General features: G+C 59.5%; 28 protein-coding genes. 13 read left to right on the top strand and 15 right to left on the bottom strand.

Features of this window, described 5'->3' with window-relative positions; genetic code table 11:
- Positions 1–163: 163 nt before the first annotated feature.
- The 3 genes from glnK to CWI66_RS09770 form a co-directional block, all read right to left on the bottom strand.
- Positions 164–502, bottom strand: coding sequence for a P-II family nitrogen regulator (glnK, locus tag CWI66_RS09760; protein ID WP_009098335.1), 339 nt, complete (start codon positions 500–502; stop codon positions 164–166).
- A 213-nt stretch (positions 503–715) separates the two neighbouring features.
- On the bottom strand, positions 716–1,963 hold the full coding sequence (locus tag CWI66_RS09765; protein WP_100731557.1) for an ammonium transporter: 1,248 nt from the start codon (positions 1,961–1,963) through the stop codon (positions 716–718).
- A gap of 58 nt (positions 1,964–2,021) precedes the next feature.
- A complete protein-coding gene (locus CWI66_RS09770) occupies positions 2,022–2,360 on the bottom strand; it encodes a P-II family nitrogen regulator (protein WP_007112359.1) in 339 nt (112 codons plus the stop codon).
- A 350-nt stretch (positions 2,361–2,710) separates the two neighbouring features.
- On the opposite strand from CWI66_RS09770, the gene CWI66_RS09775 reads away from it, so the two are divergent.
- A complete protein-coding gene (locus CWI66_RS09775; RefSeq protein WP_016915419.1) occupies positions 2,711–3,052 on the top strand; it encodes an accessory factor UbiK family protein in 342 nt (113 codons plus the stop codon).
- Positions 3,053–3,463: 411 nt separating this feature from the next.
- Here CWI66_RS09775 and CWI66_RS09785 read toward each other — a convergent pair whose 3' ends face one another.
- From CWI66_RS09785 to CWI66_RS09805, 5 genes are all read right to left on the bottom strand, one after another.
- Positions 3,464–3,925 carry a very short patch repair endonuclease gene (locus CWI66_RS09785; RefSeq protein ID WP_016915423.1) on the bottom strand — a complete coding sequence of 154 codons (462 nt, stop codon included), beginning with the start codon at positions 3,923–3,925 and terminating at the stop codon, positions 3,464–3,466.
- An 85-nt stretch (positions 3,926–4,010) separates the two neighbouring features.
- A complete protein-coding gene (gene dcm, locus CWI66_RS09790; protein WP_232710826.1) occupies positions 4,011–5,474 on the bottom strand; it encodes a DNA (cytosine-5-)-methyltransferase in 1,464 nt (487 codons plus the stop codon).
- 70 nt (positions 5,475–5,544) lie between these two features.
- Positions 5,545–6,657 (bottom strand): hypothetical protein, encoded by a 1,113-nt coding sequence (locus tag CWI66_RS09795; RefSeq protein WP_100731559.1) that lies wholly within the window; start codon positions 6,655–6,657, stop codon positions 5,545–5,547.
- 274 nt (positions 6,658–6,931) lie between these two features.
- Positions 6,932–7,429 carry a type II toxin-antitoxin system YhaV family toxin gene (locus CWI66_RS09800; protein ID WP_016915426.1) on the bottom strand — a complete coding sequence of 166 codons (498 nt, stop codon included), beginning with the start codon at positions 7,427–7,429 and terminating at the stop codon, positions 6,932–6,934.
- Entirely contained in the window at positions 7,426–7,761 is a 336-nt protein-coding gene (locus CWI66_RS09805) for a type II toxin-antitoxin system PrlF family antitoxin (RefSeq protein WP_016915427.1), read from the bottom strand. Before CWI66_RS09805 ends, CWI66_RS09800 begins: the two co-directional genes overlap by 4 nt.
- A 199-nt stretch (positions 7,762–7,960) precedes the next feature.
- On the opposite strand from CWI66_RS09805, the gene CWI66_RS09810 reads away from it, so the two are divergent.
- From CWI66_RS09810 to CWI66_RS09820, 3 genes are all read left to right on the top strand, one after another.
- Positions 7,961–9,469, top strand: coding sequence for a YifB family Mg chelatase-like AAA ATPase (locus CWI66_RS09810; protein WP_100731560.1), 1,509 nt, complete (start codon positions 7,961–7,963; stop codon positions 9,467–9,469).
- Between the two features lie 61 nt (positions 9,470–9,530).
- On the top strand, positions 9,531–9,815 hold the full coding sequence (locus CWI66_RS09815) for a type II toxin-antitoxin system RelE/ParE family toxin (RefSeq protein WP_081138640.1): 285 nt from the start codon (positions 9,531–9,533) through the stop codon (positions 9,813–9,815).
- Between the two features lie 14 nt (positions 9,816–9,829).
- The gene (locus CWI66_RS09820; protein WP_100731561.1) at positions 9,830–10,090 is read left to right on the top strand and encodes a HigA family addiction module antitoxin; all 261 of its coding nucleotides are present in this window, start codon (positions 9,830–9,832) and stop codon (positions 10,088–10,090) included.
- Between the two features lie 101 nt (positions 10,091–10,191).
- Here CWI66_RS09820 and CWI66_RS09825 read toward each other — a convergent pair whose 3' ends face one another.
- Both CWI66_RS09825 and CWI66_RS09830 read right to left on the bottom strand, forming a co-directional pair.
- Positions 10,192–10,773, bottom strand: a complete 582-nt coding sequence (locus CWI66_RS09825; RefSeq protein WP_100731562.1) for an NADPH-dependent FMN reductase — start codon at positions 10,771–10,773, stop codon at positions 10,192–10,194.
- On the bottom strand, positions 10,770–11,762 hold the full coding sequence (locus tag CWI66_RS09830; RefSeq protein ID WP_100731563.1) for an alpha/beta hydrolase: 993 nt from the start codon (positions 11,760–11,762) through the stop codon (positions 10,770–10,772). The genes CWI66_RS09825 and CWI66_RS09830 overlap by 4 nt, the downstream gene beginning before the upstream one ends.
- Positions 11,763–11,981: 219 nt before the next feature.
- Between CWI66_RS09830 and CWI66_RS09835 the strand changes: the two genes are divergently transcribed.
- From CWI66_RS09835 to CWI66_RS18335, 3 genes are all read left to right on the top strand, one after another.
- Entirely contained in the window at positions 11,982–14,156 is a 2,175-nt protein-coding gene (locus tag CWI66_RS09835; RefSeq protein ID WP_100731564.1) for a malate synthase G, read from the top strand.
- 96 nt (positions 14,157–14,252) lie between these two features.
- Positions 14,253–14,669, top strand: coding sequence for a PaaI family thioesterase (locus CWI66_RS09840; protein ID WP_100731565.1), 417 nt, complete (start codon positions 14,253–14,255; stop codon positions 14,667–14,669).
- A 166-nt stretch (positions 14,670–14,835) separates the two neighbouring features.
- The gene (locus CWI66_RS18335) at positions 14,836–15,015 is read left to right on the top strand and encodes an EAL domain-containing protein (RefSeq protein WP_371317434.1); all 180 of its coding nucleotides are present in this window, start codon (positions 14,836–14,838) and stop codon (positions 15,013–15,015) included.
- On the opposite strand, the gene CWI66_RS09850 is transcribed toward CWI66_RS18335, so the two are convergent.
- Positions 15,002–15,442, bottom strand: a complete 441-nt coding sequence (locus tag CWI66_RS09850) for a DUF411 domain-containing protein (protein WP_054640755.1) — start codon at positions 15,440–15,442, stop codon at positions 15,002–15,004. The two genes, CWI66_RS18335 and CWI66_RS09850, sit on opposite strands and share 14 nt — an antisense overlap.
- Positions 15,443–15,604: 162 nt before the next feature.
- Here CWI66_RS09850 and CWI66_RS09855 point away from each other — a divergent pair, with 162 nt between their 5' ends.
- The gene (locus CWI66_RS09855; RefSeq protein WP_198517525.1) at positions 15,605–16,360 is read left to right on the top strand and encodes a glutaredoxin; all 756 of its coding nucleotides are present in this window, start codon (positions 15,605–15,607) and stop codon (positions 16,358–16,360) included.
- Positions 16,361–16,366: 6 nt separating this feature from the next.
- Here the strand turns inward: CWI66_RS09855 and CWI66_RS09860 are convergent, their stop codons facing one another.
- Positions 16,367–16,747, bottom strand: coding sequence for a DUF423 domain-containing protein (locus tag CWI66_RS09860; protein WP_054640754.1), 381 nt, complete (start codon positions 16,745–16,747; stop codon positions 16,367–16,369).
- Positions 16,748–16,888: 141 nt separating this feature from the next.
- Between CWI66_RS09860 and thiS the strand changes: the two genes are divergently transcribed.
- The 3 genes from thiS to trmB are packed head-to-tail and all read left to right on the top strand — an operon-like array spanning position 16,889 to position 18,696.
- Positions 16,889–17,110 carry a sulfur carrier protein ThiS gene (gene thiS, locus CWI66_RS09865; protein WP_100731566.1) on the top strand — a complete coding sequence of 74 codons (222 nt, stop codon included), beginning with the start codon at positions 16,889–16,891 and terminating at the stop codon, positions 17,108–17,110.
- Between the two features lie 29 nt (positions 17,111–17,139).
- A complete protein-coding gene (locus tag CWI66_RS09870) occupies positions 17,140–17,934 on the top strand; it encodes a thiazole synthase (RefSeq protein ID WP_100731567.1) in 795 nt (264 codons plus the stop codon).
- Between the two features lie 12 nt (positions 17,935–17,946).
- Positions 17,947–18,696: a tRNA (guanosine(46)-N7)-methyltransferase TrmB gene (trmB, locus tag CWI66_RS09875; protein ID WP_100731568.1), complete on the top strand. Its 750-nt coding sequence runs from the start codon at positions 17,947–17,949 to the stop codon at positions 18,694–18,696.
- Between the two features lie 210 nt (positions 18,697–18,906).
- Here trmB and CWI66_RS09880 read toward each other — a convergent pair whose 3' ends face one another.
- Positions 18,907–19,824 carry an AEC family transporter gene (locus CWI66_RS09880; RefSeq protein ID WP_100731569.1) on the bottom strand — a complete coding sequence of 306 codons (918 nt, stop codon included), beginning with the start codon at positions 19,822–19,824 and terminating at the stop codon, positions 18,907–18,909.
- A gap of 60 nt (positions 19,825–19,884) precedes the next feature.
- Between CWI66_RS09880 and CWI66_RS09885 the strand changes: the two genes are divergently transcribed.
- Both CWI66_RS09885 and CWI66_RS09890 read left to right on the top strand, forming a co-directional pair.
- A complete protein-coding gene (locus CWI66_RS09885; RefSeq protein WP_232710827.1) occupies positions 19,885–20,436 on the top strand; it encodes a hypothetical protein in 552 nt (183 codons plus the stop codon).
- A 4-nt stretch (positions 20,437–20,440) separates the two neighbouring features.
- Positions 20,441–21,046 (top strand): SCO family protein, encoded by a 606-nt coding sequence (locus CWI66_RS09890; RefSeq protein ID WP_100731570.1) that lies wholly within the window; start codon positions 20,441–20,443, stop codon positions 21,044–21,046.
- On the opposite strand, the gene CWI66_RS09895 is transcribed toward CWI66_RS09890, so the two are convergent.
- The gene (locus tag CWI66_RS09895; protein ID WP_100731571.1) at positions 21,043–22,125 is read right to left on the bottom strand and encodes a PHB depolymerase family esterase; all 1,083 of its coding nucleotides are present in this window, start codon (positions 22,123–22,125) and stop codon (positions 21,043–21,045) included. The genes CWI66_RS09890 and CWI66_RS09895 overlap by 4 nt on opposite strands.
- 3 nt (positions 22,126–22,128) lie before the next feature.
- A complete protein-coding gene (locus CWI66_RS09900) occupies positions 22,129–22,809 on the bottom strand; it encodes an FKBP-type peptidyl-prolyl cis-trans isomerase N-terminal domain-containing protein (protein WP_016915441.1) in 681 nt (226 codons plus the stop codon).
- Positions 22,810–22,871: the final 62 nt, after the last annotated feature.

The raw sequence follows: 22,871 nt of genomic DNA on the forward strand, positions 1-22,871 counted from the left end.
GGTGAAGGGTGAAGGGTGAAGGGTGAAGAATAGCGCATAGCCTGTGCCACCCTCATCTTATTGAGCCCTGCAAAAAGCCCCTGTGGATGTTATCCACAGGGGCTTTGTCTACTCGGCGCGACTGGCTCTTCACGCCTTGCCCTTCACGACTTACCCTTCACCGTTAGACAGCGTCTTTGCCGGTTTCGCCGGTACGGATACGAATCACCTGCTCCAACGGCATCACGAAGATCTTGCCATCGCCGATCTTGCCCGTATTGGCCACTTGGGTGATCGCATCGATGACCTGTTCGGCCATATCATCGTCCACGGCTACTTCCAGCTTAACCTTGGGCAGGAAATCCACCACGTATTCCGCCCCACGATACAGCTCTGTGTGGCCTTTCTGGCGACCAAAGCCTTTCACTTCCGTCACCGTAATACCCTGCACGCCGATATCGGAAAGCGACTCGCGTACGTCATCAAGCTTGAACGGCTTGATAATGGCTGAGATTAATTTCATGACCACATCCTCTGGTTATGCAACGGTTGTCTTGACCGGATACAAGGCGGCGCGACGTTGACCCTCCTCACGCCCGTTGCACTTAGCATACACCCGCCAGCCCCGAGAATAAAAAGCCCTTGTGCCTGGCACGTATATGCGCCGCTACATACGGCAAAAGGCCTCCCATCGGGGAGGCCTTGAGTAGCAGTGCCGCTTGCTATGGCACGGCGCTTATTTCTTGACGCCAAACTCAGGGTAGGCTTCCAGGCCACACTCTGCGATATCGACGCCTTCGTACTCTTCTTCTTCGCTGACACGGATACCCATGACCGCTTTCAGCACCAGCCACACCACCAGGCTCGCCAGGAACACCCAGCCGAAGATGCCCACGATACCGATCAGCTGTGCACCGAAGGACGCATCGCCATTGTTCAGCGGCACGGCCAGCACACCCCAGATACCCACGACACCGTGAACCGAGATAGCACCCACAGGGTCATCCAGCTTCAGCTTGTCCAGCGTGACGATGGCAGCGACCACGATCAGGCCACCGATGGCACCAATCAAGGCGGCACCCAGCGCAGAAGGCGACAGCGGGTCTGCGGTAATGGCGACCAGGCCTGCCAGCGCACCGTTCAGCGCCATGGTCAGGTCCGCCTTGCGGAACCACAGTTTGGCCAGCACCAGGGCTGCAATCACGCCACCCGCGGCCGCCGCATTGGTATTCACGAACACTTGAGCAACGTTGTTGGCCGACACGGCATCCGACATTTTCAGCTCGGAACCACCGTTGAAACCGAACCAGCCCATCCATAGGATGAAGGTACCCAGCGTGGCCAGCGGCATGTTGGCGCCCGGAATCGCGTGGATAGAACCGTCCTTGCCGTACTTGCCCTTACGGGGGCCCAGTACCAGCACACCTGCCAACGCTGCAGCGGCACCGGCCATGTGGACGATACCCGAGCCCGCATAGTCAGAGTAGCCAACGCCATCCAGCCAGCCACCGCCCCAGGTCCAGTAGCCAGACACCGGGTAGATGAAGGCGGTCATGACCACGGCAAACGCCAGGAAGGCCCACAGCTTCATACGCTCGGCCACGGCACCAGAGACGATCGACATCGCCGTTGCGACGAATACGACTTGGAAGAAGAAGTCCGAACGCATGGAGTAGTAAGGGGCATCCTCACCACCGGCCAGCACCGCATCGACGCTGTTCTCGGCACCGATCAGGAACCCAAGGCTGGGCAGGAAACCGCCTTCGCCGCTGGAGTACATGATGTAGTAGCCCACCAGCAGGTACATGGTGCAGGCAATGGCAAACAGCGCAATGTTCTTGGTCAGAATTTCAGCGGTGTTCTTGGAACGCACCATACCGGCCTCGAGCATCGAGAAGCCGGCGGCCATCCACATGACCAGTACGCCGCAAATCAGGAAGTAAAACGTATCGAGCGCGTAGCTCAATTCTGTAAGCTCGTTCATCAGGTGTTCCCCGTGATCCAAGAGAAGTTATTGGTGGGTCGTCGTTGTGTAGGCTGGCCTATACCGCGTCGGCGCCGCGCTCTCCGGTACGAATACGAATGACATCTTCCAGCGGCGTCACGAATACCTTGCCGTCACCGATCTTGCCGCTGTTGGCAGCGCTGCAGATGGCATCCAGCACGCTCTCCAGACGCGCATCGTCCACGGCCACTTCCACTTTCACCTTGGGCAGAAAGTCCACTACATACTCGGCACCGCGATACAGCTCGGTGTGGCCTTTCTGGCGACCAAATCCCTTGACCTCAGTAACCGTAATCCCCTGCACGCCGTTGTCGGCGAGTGCTTCACGAACGTCGTCAAGCTTGAAAGGCTTGATGATAGCGGTGATGAGTTTCATCCCGGATCTCCCCTGCTGGTTCAGTCCCACTCGGTGGAGAGCGGCGTGGCCGCCCGAATTTAGTGCTTGCCCTACTAATGCTCATACCGTGCCACTGGTTTTTTTCTTATTTAAATTCATGCCCTTAAACATTAAAAAATACGTTTCAAGAGCATCAGCAGGGCGACTATCCACCTCCTCCTACCCGCCACTGCACTAAAAAAGCACATCACCAAAAGCTCAATGCTTCTTTTTGATGCACGAGCGCATTGCAGGAGAAAACGCACGCGGGGCATGCGGATTGCCAAAGGGTTGCGTATCCTTACAGGTAAGCTATCCACATTTATGCGCCACCGTTTAAGGAGAGAGCCATGACGCCCCAGGATCGCATCAGCCGTTTAGCCCAGCAGATAGGCGACCGTTTACAGAACGCTTCCCAGGCCCCGGAAGACATTCAGAAAGGCGTGCAGCAAGTGGTGCGGGGAGCCTTCGACCGCCTGGAGCTGGTATCACGGGAAGACTTTGATATCTTGATGGATGTACTGCAGCGCACGCGCGCGCGCGTCGAGGCGCTGGAGCGTCAGGTAGCCAGCCTGGAAGCCACGGTGGAAGCAGCCAGCGCCGCACAGGCCACGCCCATGGAAGCCGAAGTACCACCAGCCCCCGCAGAGCCTGCCGAGCAAGACAAACCCACCCCAGGCAAGCCAGGCTGAAACAACGCTGGGTGCCTTTCCACAGGCCCCAGCATCTCCCTCCCCAAAAAATGAACAATAATCAATATCATTGACAGCATGAGCGAGCATGCTATCGTGCAGACTCGGCGTTAAATCTATCGGCGCTTTTTAGCACCATCACAGCGCATTTTTCAGGTCATTTAGCCCATCAGCTCATTGCCTCATGCTCCAGCCCTCCTGCGGTGCACCATCTGATATCACGCCATATCACGCCACACGCAGGTATATGACTTGGCTGGGCATCGCCCACCTTCGCCAATCACAAGGCGCTGCAGGCAATTCCGACGCCCCCTTGGTGACCGTTGACCCACTGCCTGCCCTCCGCCCTCCGCCCAGCGCTTTGCCCGCGAGCTGACCAACGCACTGTACGAACCGCGTGGCGAGCCAGGGTCATTGGCGTCTTACCCTAGGCGGCTTTTCCGGCCACTCCGGTAAAAAAATTTCGCCCTCAATCGTATCAATGACCTCATCAAACTGCTCAGGCGCGTGTTTCACCCCACACTCCCACACCACCACGACTCGCCACCCTATGGCCTCCAGCTCAGCCCGTTTACGCGCATCTCTACGCACATTCTCAGCGAGTTTGGTTTGCCAAAACTGCTTGCGGCTCGATGGGGTGGTGGCATAGAAGCACCCTTCATGCCGATGCCAGAAGCACCCGTTGACGAAGATGGCGACCTGATAGAGCGGGATGGTGATGTCGGGCTTGCCGGGAAGCTCAGTCGAATGAACGTCAAAGCCGATATGACGCTGCTCCAGAGCGGCCTGGACAAACCGCTCTGGAGCCGTGTTCTTACCCTGAATGGAAGCCATCATGCGTGATCGAGTCAAGCGATCGACAATATCAGCCAAGGTACTCGCCCTTTCATCTGAAGGATAGAACCGCTGCAAAAGACGATGGCCCGCTCCCCCGGCACCGATCGTTTAGGCCAGGCAATCACAGCGCAAGGGGCATCTCGTACTGTTGCGGGTCGTCATCCGCTTGAAGGGCTACCGTCTTGGCGGCGGCAGCCAGTATCCGTGGCTCCATCAACCTTGCCACGGCTTCGAACACAGGCACCACTACCGAATTGCCAAACTGACGGTATGCCTGCGTATCGGACACCGGGATGACGAAACGGCTTTCTCCCGGCTGGTCAAAGCCCATCAACCTGGCGCACTCCTGGGGGGTCAGTCGTCTGGGCCGATGCTTCTGATTATGGTCACTATAGAAGTCCATGGCGTCATCGAAGCCTCGATCCACCAGAATCTCCGAACCGTCCTTGTGATAACGGGCAGAGAGCGTACGGGCGACATCGTTGGGCCGCGTCAAGCCAAAACCGAAACCGTTGCCTTTTGCACGATGCTTCTGGGCGTACTTGTACAAGTACTCCCATAACTTCGGCGTCAGGATGTACTTGTCGTCGACCTCCGGGTCCAGCAGGTCACCAAAGGCTGGGCGCTCCTTTGGGTACATTTTATGGATATCCCTCAGGGTAAACCCTTCATGAACACCCAGATCTCGACGGAACCCCACCAGAACGATGCGTTCGCGATGCTGCGGCAGAAAGTGCCGCGCGTCGATGACCTTGGGATCCTGCCCTTTGGGCGAGTTCACATCCGCCACGTCATAGCCTAGCTCATCCAGCGTCTCACAGATGATCCTGAACGTTTTGCCTTTGTCATGGCTCTTGAGGTTCTTGACGTTCTCCAGCAGGAAAGCGGCGGGCTGCTTGGCGGCCAGAATACGCGCCACATCGAAGAACAGCGTTCCCTGCGCATCACACTCGAAACCGTGCTTTCGACCAAGGGAGTTTTTCTTCGACACACCGGCCAACGAAAACGGCTGACATGGAAAGCCCGCCAGCAGTACGTCGTGATTGGGAATCTGCCGATCGATGTGCCTGTACGCCGTCTCTTCGTCGATGCTCAGGTCGCCGCTCAGCGTGACTTCACGAATGTCCTCATTGAACCGGTGCTTGCGCGGGTCACAAAAGTGATTGGCCTTGTAGGTACGAACGGCATATTTATTCCACTCCGAGGTAAAGACGCACTCGCCTCCAATCGCCTCGAACCCCTTGCGTATGCCACCGATCCCGGCGAACAGGTCGATAAACCGAAAGGACGGCTGAAGGTCACTGGGCCGGGGAGCAGGCAACATGGACACCATTTGCTGATAAGCCGCACGCGTTACTTTCGGCTCCGCCTTACCCTTGGCCCAGCGGTTGATGGTCTCGCGACACCAGCTCCCCTTGTCAGCCATGGCGAGCGCCTCGGCGATGGCGCCCTGATCATAAATCTCCAGAAGCTTATCCAGCAGTGCTCGCTCGCTGAGCGCCTCGTAAGGCGACGGAGAGGCGCTCGGCAGGCTGGCAACCACGCCAGAACTTGCACCTGTTTGGACATCGATAAGGTGAGACATGCAAACCTCTGGGTCAAATCTGTGACAATGGCGCACGATTGTATCCCAAAAAACGAGATCCGCGAAGCGTTTACGGATGAATTCGGCTGTCGTACAACATCTGCTCCGTCACTGGCTGGTCAAGCTCCCCCATCGCCGCAAGGCGAATGTTTTTGGCGACGTCATCGACCGCATCATCCAGGGTTCCCAGCAGCTGGAACTCGGCGGCATTCACATAGCGAGCCTTCTGGCGGTCCGTGCCGGTAAACGACTGCTCAGCCCCCGTCTGCCATGACGGACGCTCACGTATCTGGCGCAAGGTGGGCGTGTCCAGCAGTTTCGCCAACAGCAACACGCGCTTACGCTCACCGATACGGTTAAGCAGGTAGCCCGTTCCGCGCTGTTTGTCCCAGATCGGTTTGACCATGATCATGTGCAGCGTCTTGATCCCTTTACGCGCCAAGTCCTGCATGACCTGTAACTGGCCATTATTAATCCCAAAGAAGAGGCCGCCACGACCTCGCTCGACGTAGGGAAACTTGTGTTTTACCTCCAACTGCATGAGCGCCCCATTGGGCAGTCGCGCCACACTATCGATATCCCAAACGCCATCGAAAAAAGGCTGTATCGCGCAATTTTTAAACAGTCGATGCAGGACGACATGTTTAAAAATATCGCGGCTGTAATGACTAAAAATGCCTGACCAAAAAGCTTGTTGCGAGCGGTGTTCGTCAATGACCGCGCTGGTTGGCATCCTGAAACGGGGGGAGTCATATCCACGACTTTTCAACATGAACGATTGAATCGGAATATGCGTCCTGCCCTGCCACTCCTTGATGAAGAAGTCTCTGGCGCTCTCGTCGTAATAGCAATCGAATAGAAACTCATCCTTGCCCGACGCAGGGAGCAGGTGGCGACTCAGGTCAGTGGCGGCCTCGCCAGCCCCCGAGTGATCCCATAGCCACCACGCGTTGACGTAGCGGGTGCGGGGCCGTCGCTTGATGGTCAGTGTTCTGACCAGAGACACGGGCAACACGTGCACCTGCTGGGTCATCAACCGGTCCAGATAGTCATTGAAGACCGCTTCAATGACCAACCCTTCCAACATCCGGCTCTTGTCGGACCGAATCAGTATTTCCTTTAATTGTTCAAGATTGTCCAGCGGGATATCCCGCAACGGACCAAAAGGAGTCAGCAAGCTCATGTTGTATCACCTCTGCACTGCCTATCAGAGTTTGATCCTGGCCAGGCAAGGAAAAATTAGCAACGTTGGGCTGCGTTGATCTTGCCGTTGCCCCGTCATGGTAGTCCTCGGCACCCCGAATAAAGTAGGCTTAGCCAACGAGCAGGCTCATTAAACTGAATGAGCCGATTGAGAGACGTTGCGAGGGAGCGCCATGAAATTAGCGATTGTGGCCACGCGGGCGGGCGTGGGGTTGGAAGCCCCAGCGGATCTGCCCAAAAAGATCTAGTATGATTTAGTTATCGTTGTTATCTGCCGCTAAAAGTAAATGGATTCGTTCAACTTCGCTCACTGAGGCTTTCTGTAAGGCTGTCCAACTATCCGGTGGGTTGCCACTGCTGAGCATTTTCTGAAAGACAGAGTAAGCATCATGCTTACTGCCATAAGCACGTTTTGTAGCGTCATCATTGACCCATGCATAAATAATGATTTTGCTCGCAGCATCGTAGCGAAAGAACAGCCGGTACTGCTGGTAGAACTTTGCTCGTTGCCAATGAGTGTGCTCTGTGCCAAGCGTGCTCCCTTGGCGGTATTGAGTGCCTGATGGATCCTGCGGAATATCATTCAAGGCTAGCTTCATGATCGCTGCTAGGCGCTTGGTGGCCGCCTTGTTGCGATAACCGGCAGGATCTTTCGATTGAAGATGTCTCACCTTCAAGGTGAGTGCTTCGACTTGTTCCAAGAACAACGGATGGGCATAAATCGTCCATCCATTAACCTCCAGAGGCTTCATTCGTCGTCATCATCCTCTTCCAGCGCCTCTTCGAGGTCTACCTCAATACCTGCGGTAAGCCGTTCGGCCTCGGCAAAGCTACTGGCAGTCACCGGGCGAATATTTTCTGGATGCGCCAGAAGATCGCGCTCTAGAAAATTGAGGAAGTTGACCATCACAGGGTCGTGCTTGGCCTCATCACTCGCCTTGGAAAGCACCACTTCACCATCAGGACGAACGGTATAATGAATACGGTCTCGGCGCTTCAGCTTTAGTGCCCGGCGAACCGATGCAGGAACAGTCGTTTGATAGCGATCCGTCAGAGTTGAGTCGTCTTCGATAAGCGTGCTCACTGTCGCTCTCCGCTTGATAGCAATGCAAAGGTAATGCATACAAAGGTAATGCAAGCGCATTACTTCGTCAAGCTGTCTCCGCTACTTGAACCGGTTGCTTAATCGCTACCAAAGCCTTCTTAATTACGTTAGGTTAAATACTTAAGCTAATGTAGCTTTATCCTACATTGGAGTAAGTGACAACTGCAGAGGAAAGGCGATGACGCTAGCCATTGTGGCCACGCGGGCGGGCGTGGGGTTGGAAGCACCGGCGGTACATGTCGAAGTACATCTGGCGAATGGCTTGCCGGGCCTGACACTGGTGGGCCTGCCGGAAACCGCCGTAAAGGAGAGCCGCGAGCGGGTGCGCAGCGCCTTGATCAACGCGGGCTTCGATTTCCCCAACACCAAGCGCATTACCCTCAACCTCGCCCCGGCGGACCTGCCCAAAGAGGGTGGCCGTTTCGATTTGCCGATTGCGCTGGGCATTCTCGCGGCGTCGGGCCAAATCCCGGTGGATGCGCTGGAAGGCATGGAGTGCGCAGGTGAGCTGGCCTTGGATGGCAAGCTGCGGGCGGTGCCCGGCATACTCCCCTTTGCCCTGGCCACCCGCCGCGCCAACAAGGCGTTGATCGTGCCCCGCGCCTGCGCCGATGAAGCCGCCCTGGCAGGCGATCTACAGGTGCTGCCCGCCGACTCCCTCTGGCAAGTCGTCGCCCACCTGCTAGGCCAGGAAAAGATCCCACCCCACCAGCTCTCGGCATCGGCCAAATCGACCACGCCCATGGCCGACCTGGCCGATGTGCGCGGCCAGCACCAGGCCCGCCGGGCGCTGGAAGTGGCCGCCGCCGGGGGCCACAACTTGCTGTTTGCAGGCCCGCCCGGCACCGGCAAGACCATGCTGGCCAGCCGCCTGCCCGGCATTCTGCCACCGCTCTCCGAGGACGACGCCCTGGAGGTAGCAGCGGTGCGCTCGGTATGTGGCCTGCCGTTGGAGGCCGACTGGGGCCAGCGGCCCTTCCGCCAGCCCCACCACAGCGCCAGCGCCGCCGCGCTGGTTGGCGGTGGTTCGAAGCCCAGGCCAGGGGAAATCTCGCTAGCGCACCACGGCGTGCTGTTTCTGGATGAGCTGCCGGAGTTTTCGCGCCACGTGCTGGAAGTGTTGCGTCAGCCGCTGGAGACCGGCGAAATTCACCTCTCCCGCGCCAGCCATGAACGCCGCTACCCCGCACAGTTTCAGCTCGTTGCCGCCATGAACCCCTGCCCCTGCGGGCACCTGGGCGACCCGCGAAGCCGCTGCCAGTGCAGCGCCAGCCAGATTCAGCGCTACCAGGCGCGGCTTTCTGGCCCGCTGCTGGACCGCATCGACCTGCAGGTGGAAGTACCCGCGCTGCCACCGGAGCAGCTCACCGCACAAACCCAGGGCGAGCCCTCCAGCGCGGTGCGCGAACGGGTGATGGCCGCCCGGGAGCGGCAGATGGCAAGAGGTGCGCTCAACAGCCAGCTCAGCGGTAAAGCGCTGGAAGCCGCCTGCGCCCTCAACGATGAAGAGCGCGCCTGGCTCGCTGGCGTGCTGGAAAAGCTCAAGCTCTCCGCCCGTGCCTACCACCGGGTACTGCGCGTGGCGCTGACGCTGGCCGACCTGCAGGGTGAACCCAAGCCCTCTCAGCCCCACTTCATCGAAGCCATCGGCTACCGGCAGCTGGATCGTCTGCTGAAGGGGGCTTAACGCTGGAAAATATAACGCGCCACGTTATACTAAATACAAGTGCCAGTGGGATATATTGGGCATGATAAAAAGCTTCAAAAGTCGACAAACTGCTTTGATTTCGGGAGGCAACTCCTCGCGCAAGCTGCCACAAGATATGCAGCGTAATGCGCTCAAAAAATTACGCCAGCTTGATGCTGCCGCCACAATTGATGACCTACGGATTCCACCAGGTAATCGTTTGGAAGCGTTGCGAGGCGACCGCGAAGGCCAGTACAGCATACGCATCAATGATCAATGGCGTCTGTGTTTCCGCTTCCACAATGGCGACGCTTTCGATGTCGAAATCGTCGATTACCACACATAAAGGGAGGCCACAAAATGGCCAAACTTCCTAACATCCACCCCGGTGAAATTTTGTACGAAGATTTCATGCAGCCAATGGCAATGAGTAAAAATGCACTGGCCAAGCAGATGGGCGTCCCAGCGACCCGCATTGGTGAAATCACCCTGGGCCGCCGAGCGATTACCGCAGATACTGACTTACGCTTAGCCAAGGTCTTCGGCACCAGCGAAGGTTACTGGTTACGCCTGCAGAACGCCTACGACCTGGAAGAGGCCCGCCGTCACCAAGTGGCGTGACCCACTATCTCATTTAACGACTCAAGCAACTGTACCTATATCGAAACCCTCGGCTACCGGCAGTTGGATCGTCTGCTGAAGGGGGCATAAGCCCCCTGTGGTCAGTGCGTTGCCGCGAGGGAATCCACCAGTCGTTGGCACAGCGCATCCAGCTTCTGGCCCGTGGCGTCATCGCTGAGCGCACCGCTGTCGTCGAACGCACTGCCCGCCTTGGGGAGCGAGAGCGGCTGAGGCAGCACGGTGAGGCTTAAGTTTGCCAATAGCTGCTGGCCCAGCGGCAACGCGCGAATGCCGCCTAAACTACCGGGGGAGGCAGCCACCAGGGCGGCCCATTTACCGGCAAACAGTCCCAAGCCGGGGGTATCGCCGTAGGGGCGGGACAGCCAGTCCAGGGTGTTTTTCAAAAGCGGGGTGATAAAGCCGTTGTACTCTGGCGAGGCGATCAAAAGCGCCTGGTGCTCTGCCAGAATCTCGCGCAGCTTCAGTACGTTCTCCGGCATACCCTGGGCTTCGATGTCTTCATCGAACAGTGGGCAGGGGTACTCTTTCAAGTCGATGAACGTGGCCTGACCACCAAGCGCTTCGATGCGCTGGGCGGACAGTTTGGCCAGCTGTTTATTCAGCGAGCCTTCACGGGCGCTGCCCGCAAAAACCAGTACTTTGGGCGATTGAGTGGCGGTCATGGCTGCTCCTTGGTGGGGGCTTCAGGTACGTTCTCGATAAAGTGGTCCAGGGCTTCGAACAACACCTGGCGAATCGGCTCGGCTTCGTTCACCAAATGATGGCGCGCCTCCGGGTGGCGGTGTATCTCGGCGTTGGGAAACTTCTCCGCCAGAATGGTGAGATTCCACTCCCAATCGACGGTGAGGTCCTGCTCGCCTTGAAGAATCAAGGTGGGTAGCGGGCTGGGCTCCAGCGCCAACAGCCGGGGCATCCAGCGGCGCATGGCGGTAATCCACGCCACGCTCAACCGTTCAGGTTGCAGCGGGTCCTGGTCACGCAGGAATTCGGTGAACTGCTCATCGGTAGAGTTGGGCCGATACTTGCGCGGCAGCTCCTTGACGAACGGACTGGCGATCAAGTGAAGCCAGCTGGATTGGCTCCAGCGCCAGGGCCGCACCAAAGGTGCCAACAGCACGATGCCTGCCCAGCCTGCCTCGTCCTGGCGCGTCAACGCATCCGTGGCCAGAATGGCCGCGCCGGTACTCTGCCCGACGCCTAGCCACGGCGTAGGCGCCATGCCATACACCTGCAGCGCTTCTTGCAGGTAAGTCAGGCAGTGCTGGTAGTCGTCGAAGTCTTCGATCTCGGCCCGGGGGCCGCTGGAGAGCCCATGGCCCGGCAAGTCCCACAGCACCACGCGCCAGCCCTTGGCCAGCAAGCAGCCCAGCAAATGGCGATACAGCCCCAGGTGGTCGAAATAGCCGTGAATCACAAACGCCGTGCCCACCGGTGCAGGCGGGCTCCACACCTGGCACCAGAGCGCAAACCGGCCGGTATCGATGAAACCAGCGTGCACCTCGTGGTTGTCACTCAATAAGGCCGCCAGACCGTAATGGCAGAAGTAGTCGTGCATGGCGTCCATGAGTGCCTCGCCCGGCCTCAAGAGAGAGAACGGCGAATCGCCGGATGCCTGGCGAAACAGGCCTTCCAAATGCTGGAAATTATGCATCAACGTCTCTCCGTGAACATGACACATCCATGGGCTGCCGAAACAGCGCTTGATCGCAGCGGCAGCGGGGCCACTCTCATCATTTGGTCGAGCATTTTACCGCTTTCGGGTCTACCCTGTTTACATGCCACCGCAGGTGTGGAAGTATTTTCCATAAATCACCTTTCACCCGAACCGTGGCACTAGAACAATCCACGGGCACCTTCACAGGAGATCCCCATGAGCGAGCGTATCACGCGCCACCGTTTACAGGTGGCAGCCGACCTGGACCGTTTCATCAACGAGCAGGCTCTGCCGGGCACCGGCGTCGACGAAAGCGCCTTCTGGGCCGGTGTCGATGCTCTGTTCCACGAGTTGACCCCCAAAAACCGCCAGCTGCTCGAAGAGCGCGACACCCTGCAAGAGAAGCTGGACGCCTGGCATCGGGAAAACCCAGGCCCGGTCAGCGACATGCCCGCCTACCGTCGCTTCCTGAAAGAAGTGGGCTACCTGGTAGAGCCACCGAACAGCGTGAAGGCCACCACCGCCAACGTCGACCGTGAAGTGGCCATTCAAGCGGGCCCACAGCTGGTCGTCCCGGTGAGCAACGCTCGTTACGCCCTGAACGCGGCCAATGCGCGCTGGGGCAGCCTGTACGATGCGCTGTACGGCACCGATGCCATCTCAGAAGAAGACGGCGCGGAAAAAGGCACCAGCTTCAACCCGAAGCGCGGCGAAAAAGTCATCGCTTACGCCCGTGGCGTGCTGGACCGTGCCGCCCCGCTGGCCACAGGATCCCACCGGGATGCGGTGAAGTATGTCATTCGTGATGGTCACCTGGTGGTCAGCCTGGAGGGCGGTCGTGAAACCGGCCTGCAAGATGCCAGCAAGCTGATTGGCTTCAACGGCGACGCTTCGGCCCCCGAGTCGATTCTGTTGGCCAACAACGGCCTGCACCTGGAAATCCAGATCGATGCCAGCCACCCCATCGGCAAGACCGACCCGGCACACGTCAAGGACGTGGTTGTCGAAGCCGCGCTGACCGCCATCATGGACTGCGAAGATTCCGTGGCAGCGGTAGACTCCGAAGACAAGGTCGGCGTGTACAGCAACTGGCTCGGCCTGATGAAGGGCGACCTGGAAGAGAGCATCGAGAAAGGCGGCAAAACCTTCACCCGCAAGCTGCACGCCGACCGCACCTGGCAAACCACCGACGGCAACAGCGTCACGCTGCCGGGCCGTTCGCTGATGTTCGTGCGCAACGTGGGCCACCTGATGACCACGCCTGCGGTGCTGGACGAAAACGGCAACGAACTGCCGGAAGGCATCCTGGATGCGGTCGTGACCTCGCTGCTGGCGCTGCACGATCTGCAGAAAGACGCCGACCAGCCGCGCAACTCCCGCGCGGGTTCGGTGTACATCGTCAAGCCGAAGATGCACGGGCCAAAAGAAGTCGCGTTTGCCAACGAACTGTTTGGCCGCGTGGAAGACATTCTGGGCATGAGCCGTGACACCCTGAAAATGGGCATCATGGACGAGGAGCGCCGCACCACGGTCAACCTCAAGGCGTGTATCGCCGAAGCCACCTCGCGCGTGGTATTCATCAACACCGGCTTTTTGGACCGCACCGGCGATGAAATGCACACCGCCATGGAAGCCGGCCCGATGGTTCGCAAGGGCGACATGAAGAGCGCCGCCTGGATCACCGCCTACGAGAAGAACAACGTGCAGGTCGGTTTGGCCTGTGGCCTGCGTGGCCGCGCCCAGATCGGTAAAGGCATGTGGGCCATGCCCGACCTGATGCACAGCATGCTGGAGCAGAAGATCGGCCATCCGAAAGCCGGTGCCAACACGGCGTGGGTACCGTCACCCACGGCGGCTGCCCTGCACGCCCTGCACTACCATCAGGTCAATGTCGCCGATATTCAGCGCGACCTGGAAGCCCAGGGCGAGCCGGATCTGCTCGACGACCTGCTCACCGTGCCGGTAGCAGAAAACGCCAACTGGTCGGATGACGAGATTCAGCAGGAGCTGGATAACAACTGCCAAGGCATTCTGGGTTACGTGGTGCGCTGGGTAGAGCACGGTGTTGGCTGCTCGAAGGTGCCGGACATTCACAACGTCGGCCTGATGGAAGACCGCGCCACGCTGCGTATCTCCAGCCAGCACATTGCCAACTGGCTGCACCATGGCATCGTCGATGCGCCGCGTGTGGAGGAGACCCTCAAGCGCATGGCAAAAGTGGTCGATGAGCAGAACGCGGGCGACCCAACGTACACCGCCATGAGTGCGGATTTCGCAGGCTCCACAGCGTTCAAGGCAGCCTCCGACCTGATCTTCAAGGGCCGCGTACAGCCCTCTGGCTACACCGAACCGCTGTTGCACGAGTGGCGTCAGGTACATAAGGCTAAGTAAGCACTACTGCTGAATGGCCTGCCAAGCCCCAAGGCTCGCGCCTTGGGGCTTTTTTATTTATGCTGACTTACGTTAACGTCAAGGAGAACAACAACAATGACCGTCATGACCGTCGAGCAGATCGAGCACTTTCTGGATGAGGTCTTTCCCCAGCGCATGGGCAAGATAGAGAGCGTAGGAGAGATGTGCGCCACCCTGCGTCTAACTATTGGCCATGAGCACTTGCGCCCTGGCCCTCGCGTGTCGGGCCCTACCATGATGGGCTTTGCGGATGTGGCGCTCTACGTGGCGATACTGGCCCAAATAGGCCCTGAAGCGATGGCCGTGACCAGCGATCTGAACTGCCACTTTCTACGCGCGGCCTCCGGCGATCACGACATCGTCGCCCACGCTAGGCTGATCAAGCTAGGCCGCCGCCTGGCGGTGGGCGAAGTGCAGATTTTTTCGGTCAACGATGCATCGCGCCCCGTGGTGCATGTCACCGCCAGCTATGCGCTGCCGGATAAACTCTAGGCAGCCGAACAGCGCGGTCGTTCACGCTTTAACGCGCTCAACTCACTTTGGGGAGCTGGTCGATCAGCCGATCCAGCGTCATCGGGTAGTCCCGTACGCGAATACCGGTGGCGTTAAGGAAACGCTGCACAAACCCCGCCACAGCCACCTGGCAGCCGCCACCATTATCGCCCTAGCAGAGAGCCTAGGGCTTGATGTGATTGCCGAGGGTGTGGAAACCGCCGATCAAAGTACAGTACTGGCTCGCTTGGGGTGCCATGTCTATCAGGGCTACTTCTTTAGCAAGCCAGCACCCGCAGCAGAGTTTGCGCGACGCAACGGCGCTTCTTCGCCTACAGCGTCATAAACGGCTGGGCGTCTTGATCGCTGAATAGGTAAACGTTGTAAGGCTCGCTTTGGGGCCCTGGCATGCCCGGTGTGCCAATTGGCATACCGGCTAAGCCGATGCCATCGACATCCGGTTGCTGTTCAAACAGTGCCTCAACCGCTTCCATCGGCACGTGCCCTTCGATCCAGTAGTTGCCTATCTCGATGGTGTGGCACGAGCCCATGCCGTAAGGCACGCCCGCCTGCTGCTTAATATCACCCAGCTCGACGTCATCGATGATGGTGACGTCTACGCCAAGTTCTTCAAGATGACGCGCATACTCATCGCAGCAGCCACATTGAGGGTTCTTATACAGCGTCGCCTCATCCGGCAGCGCGGCGTGGGCGGTCGCAGCGCCGAACATCAAAGCACCGGATACCAGCAGCGCAGTGGCATGTCGTTTCATATCGCTCTCCTATGACACCGTTTTTTGCAAAGCTTACCACCTTGGGGCTACCCACAGGTCAAGGACCAGACAACGGTCTTTCCCTCTCATTTGACCTATGGGTGGCACCGGGTTCTACGCTAAAAGGTGGACGTTGATCGTAAGACGACAAGGAGGCTGATGATGGCAGCAACGACCCACCACACCGCACAGGTGTATCGGATGAAAACCGCCGAGCACATGTGCCCGTTCGGCTTGAAGACCGTCGACCTGCTCAGGCGCAAAGGCTACGCGGTGGATGACCACACCCTCACCTCTCGTGAGGAGATCGACGCGTTCAAGGAGCAGGAGAACGTCGATACCACGCCACAGGTGTACATAGATAACCAACGTATCGGCGGCTACGAAGAGCTGCGTGAGCATCTAGGGATGAGCGTTCCCAATGCCAAAGAGACTACCTACCGCCCGGTGCTGGCCATTTTTGCCATCGCGCTATTGATAGGCCTGGCGATGAGCTGGACGACCCAGGGCACGCTGCTCACGGCGCGCATGCCAGAGTTTGCCGTAGCGACCGCGATGGTGCTGCTGGGCCTGCAGAAGCTGCAGGATATCGAAAGCTTCAGCACCATGTTTCTCAACTACGACCTGCTCGCCCAGCGCTACGTGCCCTATAGCTACGTTTACCCCTACGCCGAAACCGCCGCCGGGCTGTTGATGCTGGCTGGTACACTGATTTGGGTAGCCGCGCCGCTGGCGCTATTCGTCGGCACCGTGGGCGCGGTATCAGTCTTCAAAGCGGTTTACATCGATAAGCGCGAACTCAAGTGCGCCTGCGTGGGTGGCAACAGCAACGTACCGCTCGGCTTTGTGTCGCTCACCGAAAACCTGGTGATGATCGGCATGGGCCTGTGGATGCCGCTGCGCATGCTACTGGGCTAGCATCGATTAAGAGCGGCTTAGCAGCGCCGTGACGCCCAGGGCCAGCCAACCGGCCATCAGCAGCAGCCCGCCGATCGGCGTCACGATACCTACGCTCAACCCGGCCAGCGCCATCAGGTAGAGCGAACCAGCAAAGGCCAGCACACCTAACGCCCATAGGGCGAGTACGACCTGCTGACCGGGGAGCGGACGTTGGCTGCGCCAAGCAAGCACCGCCAGCATGGCCAGCGTGTGCCACGCTTGGTAGCGCACGCCGGTTTCTACGATATCTACCATGGCAGCGCTGGTGCGTGCCGAGAGCCCATGGGCCGCGTAAGCCCCCAGCATCACCATGGTTGCCCCTAAAAGCGCCACCACACACCACCACAGCTTGTCGATTCGCTGCACGCCTGACTCCTTTTCACCTATGTTGGCGGCGCATCGCCACCCCGTTAATCATGAGATATTCACCCCGCTGCATACCTTGCACGGGTCGAAACCGCTACAATAGAGGCCGTTTTGCCTCCTCCACCAGGGTGCTTACTGTTTATGCCTACCCCCAATGAGTCGATACAGCTTACGCTCAATGGCGAAGCCTACGCCATTGCCCCGGACCTGACCGCCGCTGATCTGGTCGCCCAACTGGGCTTGAGCGGGCGGCGAATCGCCGTCGAGATCAACGAACAGATCGTGCCCAAGAGCCAGCTGGCCGCCACCGCGCTCGCCGAGGGCGACCAGGTCGAAGTCGTCCACGCCATTGGTGGCGGCTAACGGCCATCGCGCTTTTTCAAGGAATCGCCATGACGCAACTGACCGACACACCGTTCACTATTGCCGGACGTGATTTTAGCTCCCGCCTGTTAGTGGGTACCGGCAAGTACAAAGACTTTACCGAAACCGGTGCTGCCATTGCCCAGAGCGGTGCCGAAATCGTCACCTTTGCCGTGCGCCGTACCAACCTTGGCCAGGATGCCGATGCACCGAACCTGCTCGACGTCATCTCGCCCAAGCAGTACACCCTGCTGCCCAATACCGCTGGCTGCTACAACGCCAAAGATGCCGTGCGCACCTGCCGCTTGGCCCGCGAACTGCTGGATGGCCACAACCTCGTCAAGCTGGAAGTGCTGGGCGATGATCACACCCTCTACCCCAACGTGGTCGAGACGCTAAAAGCCGCAGAAACCCTGCTGGCCGATGGCTTCGAAGTCATGGTGTACACCAGTGATGACCCCATCGTGGCACGCGAGCTGGAAGCCATGGGCTGCTGCGCCATCATGCCGCTGGGCTCGCTGATTGGTTCGGGCCACGGCATTCAGAACCCGCACAACGTGCGCCTGATCGTCGAGCAGAGCAAAGTTCCCGTACTGGTGGATGCCGGTATCGGGACGGCCTCGGATGCCGCCATGGCCATGGAGCTAGGGTGCGACGGGGTACTGCTGAATACCGCGATTGCCCACGCACGCGACCCGCTGCGTATGGCCAACGCCATGAAGCTGGCCGTGGAAGCTGGCCGCGACGCCTTTTTGGCCGGGCGCATGCCGCGCCGCCAAAGTGCCGACCCCTCTTCGCCTTTTGCAGGCCGAATCAACGGCTGATACAGAGACACCATGACCGACACCAACGACACTGTGCCGAACGGCAACACCACTGGCCCGGAGAGCGCAGATGCGCCGCTGCACCGTCGCGGCATCAAAAGCTACGTGATCCGTGCCGGGCGCATGACCCAAGCCCAGCAGCGCGGCCTGGAAGAAGTATGGCCACGCCTGGGCTTGACCATTGCCGATGGCCGCCAGGATCTGGATGCCCTGTTTGGCCGTCAAGCCCCCCGCGTGGTGGAAATTGGCTTTGGCATGGGTAATTCGCTGATCGAACAGGCAGAAACCCACCCGGATACCGACTTCATCGGCATCGAAGTACACGCCCCTGGCGTGGGCAAGCTGCTGGACGAGGTCGACAAGCGCGGTTTGACCAACCTGCGGGTGTACCGTGAAGATGCGCTGGCCGTCCTCGAGCAGTGCTTGCCGGAAGCCTCGCTGACGACCCTGCAACTCTTCTTTCCCGACCCATGGCCAAAGAAAAAGCACCACAAGCGGCGCATCGTCCAGCCGGCCTTCGTGGAGCTCATTCGCACGCGCCTCATGCCCGGCGGCACCTTCCATATGGCCACCGACTGGGAGGCCTATGCCGAATGGATGGCCGACGTGATGGAGGCCGCCCCTGGCTACGCCAACACCGCCGATCAAGACACGGCACCCTATGTACCGCGCCCGGCCTTCCGCCCGCTCACCAAGTTCGAAGCGCGCGGCGAAAAGCTCGGCCACGGCGTATGGGACTTGATCTACCGCCGGGAAGCCTGACGCCCGGTCTATGCCGCGACTGACCCACCAAAAAAGAAAGCCGCTCCAAGGGAGCGGCAAAAGACCGTGACTAGCAATGAGAGGGAGAAACCATGACAGGAAACTGGCGGTTTCTGTCTTGGTCTGTGGCGTCTCATCAAACGCCACACCCACAATGTAATAGTTCTCATTTACTACGTCAACACAAATGCGAATACTTTTTATTTATTTTTATCCTCCTACCCATTGCAGCCACATCGGCAGCGTCAGCATCGCCAATAGCGTCTGTCCAGTGATGATCGCCGCCATGAGCTCGGCATCGCCGCCCAGCTGTCGCGCCAGGATATAGGCCGATGTGGCCGTGGGCAGCGCCGCAAAGAGCAGCGCCACGTCTCGGCTGACGGGGTCCAGTCTCAACGCCCAGGCCAACACCAGCACCAATACAGGCATCAGCACCAGCTTGATGGTATTGGTGGCCAACACACCGCGGTCAAAGCGCAGCAACGCACGCGGGCGCAGCGCCACCCCGACCGCCACCAGTCCCAACGGCAAGGCAGCACCCCCCAGCAGCGAGACGGTGTCTTCGCTCCAGCCGGGCAGGCCGATGCCGCTCACGTTCAAGGCAATCCCCACCAGACAGCCCAGAATTAGCGGATTCTTGATCAGCGCCAGGGCGCTTTTGCCCACGCTGGCACTGCCCAGGGTGCCCGCAGCCACAAAGCTGGCGACGCACATCACGTTGACGATAGGCACCATCAGCGCCACGGCCACGGCGGCCGTCGTGGCTCCCAGGCTGCCATGCAGTGCGGCGGCCCCCGCGACACCCACATAGGTATTGAAGCGCACGGCCCCCTGGAAGACGGACGTGAACGCCGCTGGCTCCAAAGCCAACCAGCCCCGAAAATGCCAGAGCGCCATACCAAACAGCGCCATCGCCCCCAGCAGCACCAGCGCCAGCCGCCCGACAGGCACCTGACTGACGTCCGCGGTAGCCAACGTGCCCACCAGCATGGCGGGGAACAGCACGAAATAAATCAAGCGCTCCATCTGTACCCAGAACTCACTGCTGGGCCAGCGGCGGTTGCCCAGTAACGCTCCCAGCAGAATCAGTAGAAACAAGGGACCAAGCGCGCCCGTAATACTCTCCATTTGTTTTCCTTATCAAGTGCGACATCCCAGCACAGCGACATCCGCTGGATAGCTGTTACCATGAATCCAACTTCCCCGCCTCACGGCTTGCGTAGCGACTATTCTGCCATGAAGAAATTGCCTGAACCCGTCGAGCTGACGGGTTTTCCAGCGCAGAAAGTGTTGATACTGGTCACGGGCCTCGCGCTGGCGGCTTGCACCTGGTATGCCTTTGCCAACTGGCTGAAGGGCGACAGCGATGTGGTCTGGTTCTCGCCCAGCGGTGAGTGCAACTTGCATACTAGCCAATGTTCGGCAACGCTGGGAGACAAGGGGCACCTATCCCTCTCCATCGATGCCCATGGGCGTATCCAGGCGCTGGAAGTGCTGCCTCTGGACGTCGAAGTGGACGGCGTTAGCGCCAACCAGGTGACCGTCGACTTCGTGGGCCGAGACATGGACATGGGCTTGCACCGTTTCACGCTCACCGAAACGGCGCCCGGCCATTTCCACGGCCAGGGGCAGGTAGGCATTTGCACCCAGGACGTCATGCCCTGGCGGGCTCGGGTCATTCTCGATACGCCCGAGGGCAAGTTGGGTAGCTGGTTCGATTTCGATGTCACAAGGAGCTGAAGGCATGGCGGCAGCAAATAAACGTAAACCGCTGGTGTGGGGGTTGGCACTGCTGGGTGTACTGCTGACGATCAGCGCCGTCGGGATGTATCAATTGGCCACCCCTTCGAACGACGGCGAGCCGCAAGGCGGCCCCATTGCCATGCCCTCCACCCACGGCGACTTTACGCTGACCCAACTGGATGACGACGAGATCGCCGTGGTCTCTTTCGGTTACACCTACTGCCCGGACGTCTGCCCCATGAACCAGGCCGTGAAGCGCCAAGTGCTGTCACAGCTGGACGAACAGCAGCGTGAGCGTGTAGTACCGGTGATGATCACCGTGGACCCGGAACGCGATACGCTGGAGCGCATGAATGAATACATGCAGTTTTTCGGCGAGGAATTCGTGGGGCTGGTGGGCAGTCAGGAGCAGTTGAGCGATGTTGCCGAGCGCTATGGCGTCATCTGGCGCCGTGTCGAAGCGCCGGATTCCGCCATGGCCTATACCATCGACCATAGTGCATCACTGTTTCTGGTGAACCGTGAGGGAACCATTCTGCAGCGGGTGCTCTACTCGCCCACCCCCCATGGGTTGAAATCTGCCCTGGAGAGCGAGCTGGGTGGCTAGTCCGCCTCCCGCGTGCTTTCCTCTGCGGGAGCGTCGGGCGCCTCTTGAAGCCGCTCGACCATGGCCATCAGGGCTTTGGCCTGCGTGCCTTCACGGGTGTCATGCAAAGGGTTGATTTGCCATGTGCTTTCGGCAAACCCCCACCAGTCCCAACAGGCTTGCGGGTTGGCCATGCTGCTTTCGGTCTGTGGGTAGAGGATAATCTGTCCGTGCTCCTCGGCCCAGCGGTTCAGGCCGCTGTAGCGAGCAAATGTGTCGCCAATCGCTTGGTCATTCATCTGGCAGCCATGCAACGCCACGGTAACGGGGCAGCCTCCCGCGTCACACGCCTCGGGCACGAAGACATAGCCCGTATCAGCCAAGCCCTTGACGGCAAACTCGGACTGATCGAAGCGCCGTAACTCGCCTTCACTCTCCTGCACGGGCCGCTCGGGATAGAGCCAGGCCAGCATATCGGCGGCCACATTGTCACCACAGGCCAGTACGTGACTACCGCCGCCCAGATGGCAGTCGCCCAAGGATTGGGGGTCGATGGGGGCATCCTTGGGCATCGCCACCGGCCAGCCGTGTCCGGTGTTTTCACGCTGCACATAGCGCAGCTGCTCGTCGGGCTCTGCCAACCAGCGCTGCCACTGCTTGGCCAACAGATCACCCAGCGCGGGAGATACCGTTGCGTCGGATTCGCCGTGCCACACGTAGGCTCTGAGCTGGCGCAACGCGTCACGACTGCCTACTTGCTCCAGCGCCGCATAACGCTCATGGCGCTGTTCCAGCGTATCCAGCGCGGGCAAGCCTCGGCGAGTCATCATGCACTGGTTGAGCGCCAGGCTCAGCGCCCCCTGGGCGCAGCCCCAGGGGCCTGCGCCCAGCACCCCCAGGCCACTGAAATGCTCTGGCCAGGCAACGGCCAGCTGCGTGGCCATGTAGCCCCCCGACGAAACGCCCACCACCGACGCAGCTTCGGGCATCGCACCCAACGCAGGCAGGTCAGCTGGCGGCGTGTCCGCCTGCACATGGGCAGCACTGCCACCCATGAGCATCAATACGCCCAGCAGGCGATAAGCAATGGCGGCAGGCATGGGTTACTCGACGCCCAGCAGTTCAACGCGGAAGGTAAGCATCTCATTCGGACCAATCGGCCCTTGGCCACCCTCACCGTAAGCCAGCTCGGCAGGGATGTAGAGCATCCAGCTGTCGCCCACGCTCATCAGTTGCAGCGCCTCCTGCCAGCCTTCGATGACCTGATTCACCTGGAAACTGACCGACTGGCCACGCTCGAAAGAGCTATCGAACACGGTGCCATCCAGCAGCATGCCTTCGTAGTTCACTTCTACGGTGTCTTCTGCGCCAGGCGTGGCCCCATCGCCAGACTCCAGCACTTCATATTGAAGGCCCGACTCGGTGACTTCGACACCCTCACGCTCGGCGTTCTCTGCCAGGAAGGCCTGGCCTTCTTCCAGGTTCAGCTGGGCAATTTCAGCGGCCTGCTGTTCGCGGGCCTCCATGGAGCTCTCCTGGAAGGTCATCAGCGCTTCCATCATCTCTTCTTCGCTCATCGCCAGCTCATTGCCGTCGAACACGTCGCGCATACCATCGGTGAAGGCATCGAGATCCAGGTCTTCGATATCGGCCTGCATGCTCTCGCCCAACGTTACCCCCAGGCTGTAAGCCAAGCGTTGCTCGTCGGTCTCGGGGGCCGCGGCGGCGAACGGTGCTACCAGCAATAAACCCGTCAGGGCAGTAGAAGTCACAAGTGCTTTCATGGAAAAACCTTATCCAGCGGCGCAGCGCGCCAACGTGTTGTCGAATCCCTAAAGACTAACAC

Origin of the sequence: Halomonas sp. 141 (genome assembly GCF_002810305.1) — a bacterium.
Classification (GTDB): domain Bacteria; phylum Pseudomonadota; class Gammaproteobacteria; order Pseudomonadales; family Halomonadaceae; genus Vreelandella; species Vreelandella stevensii.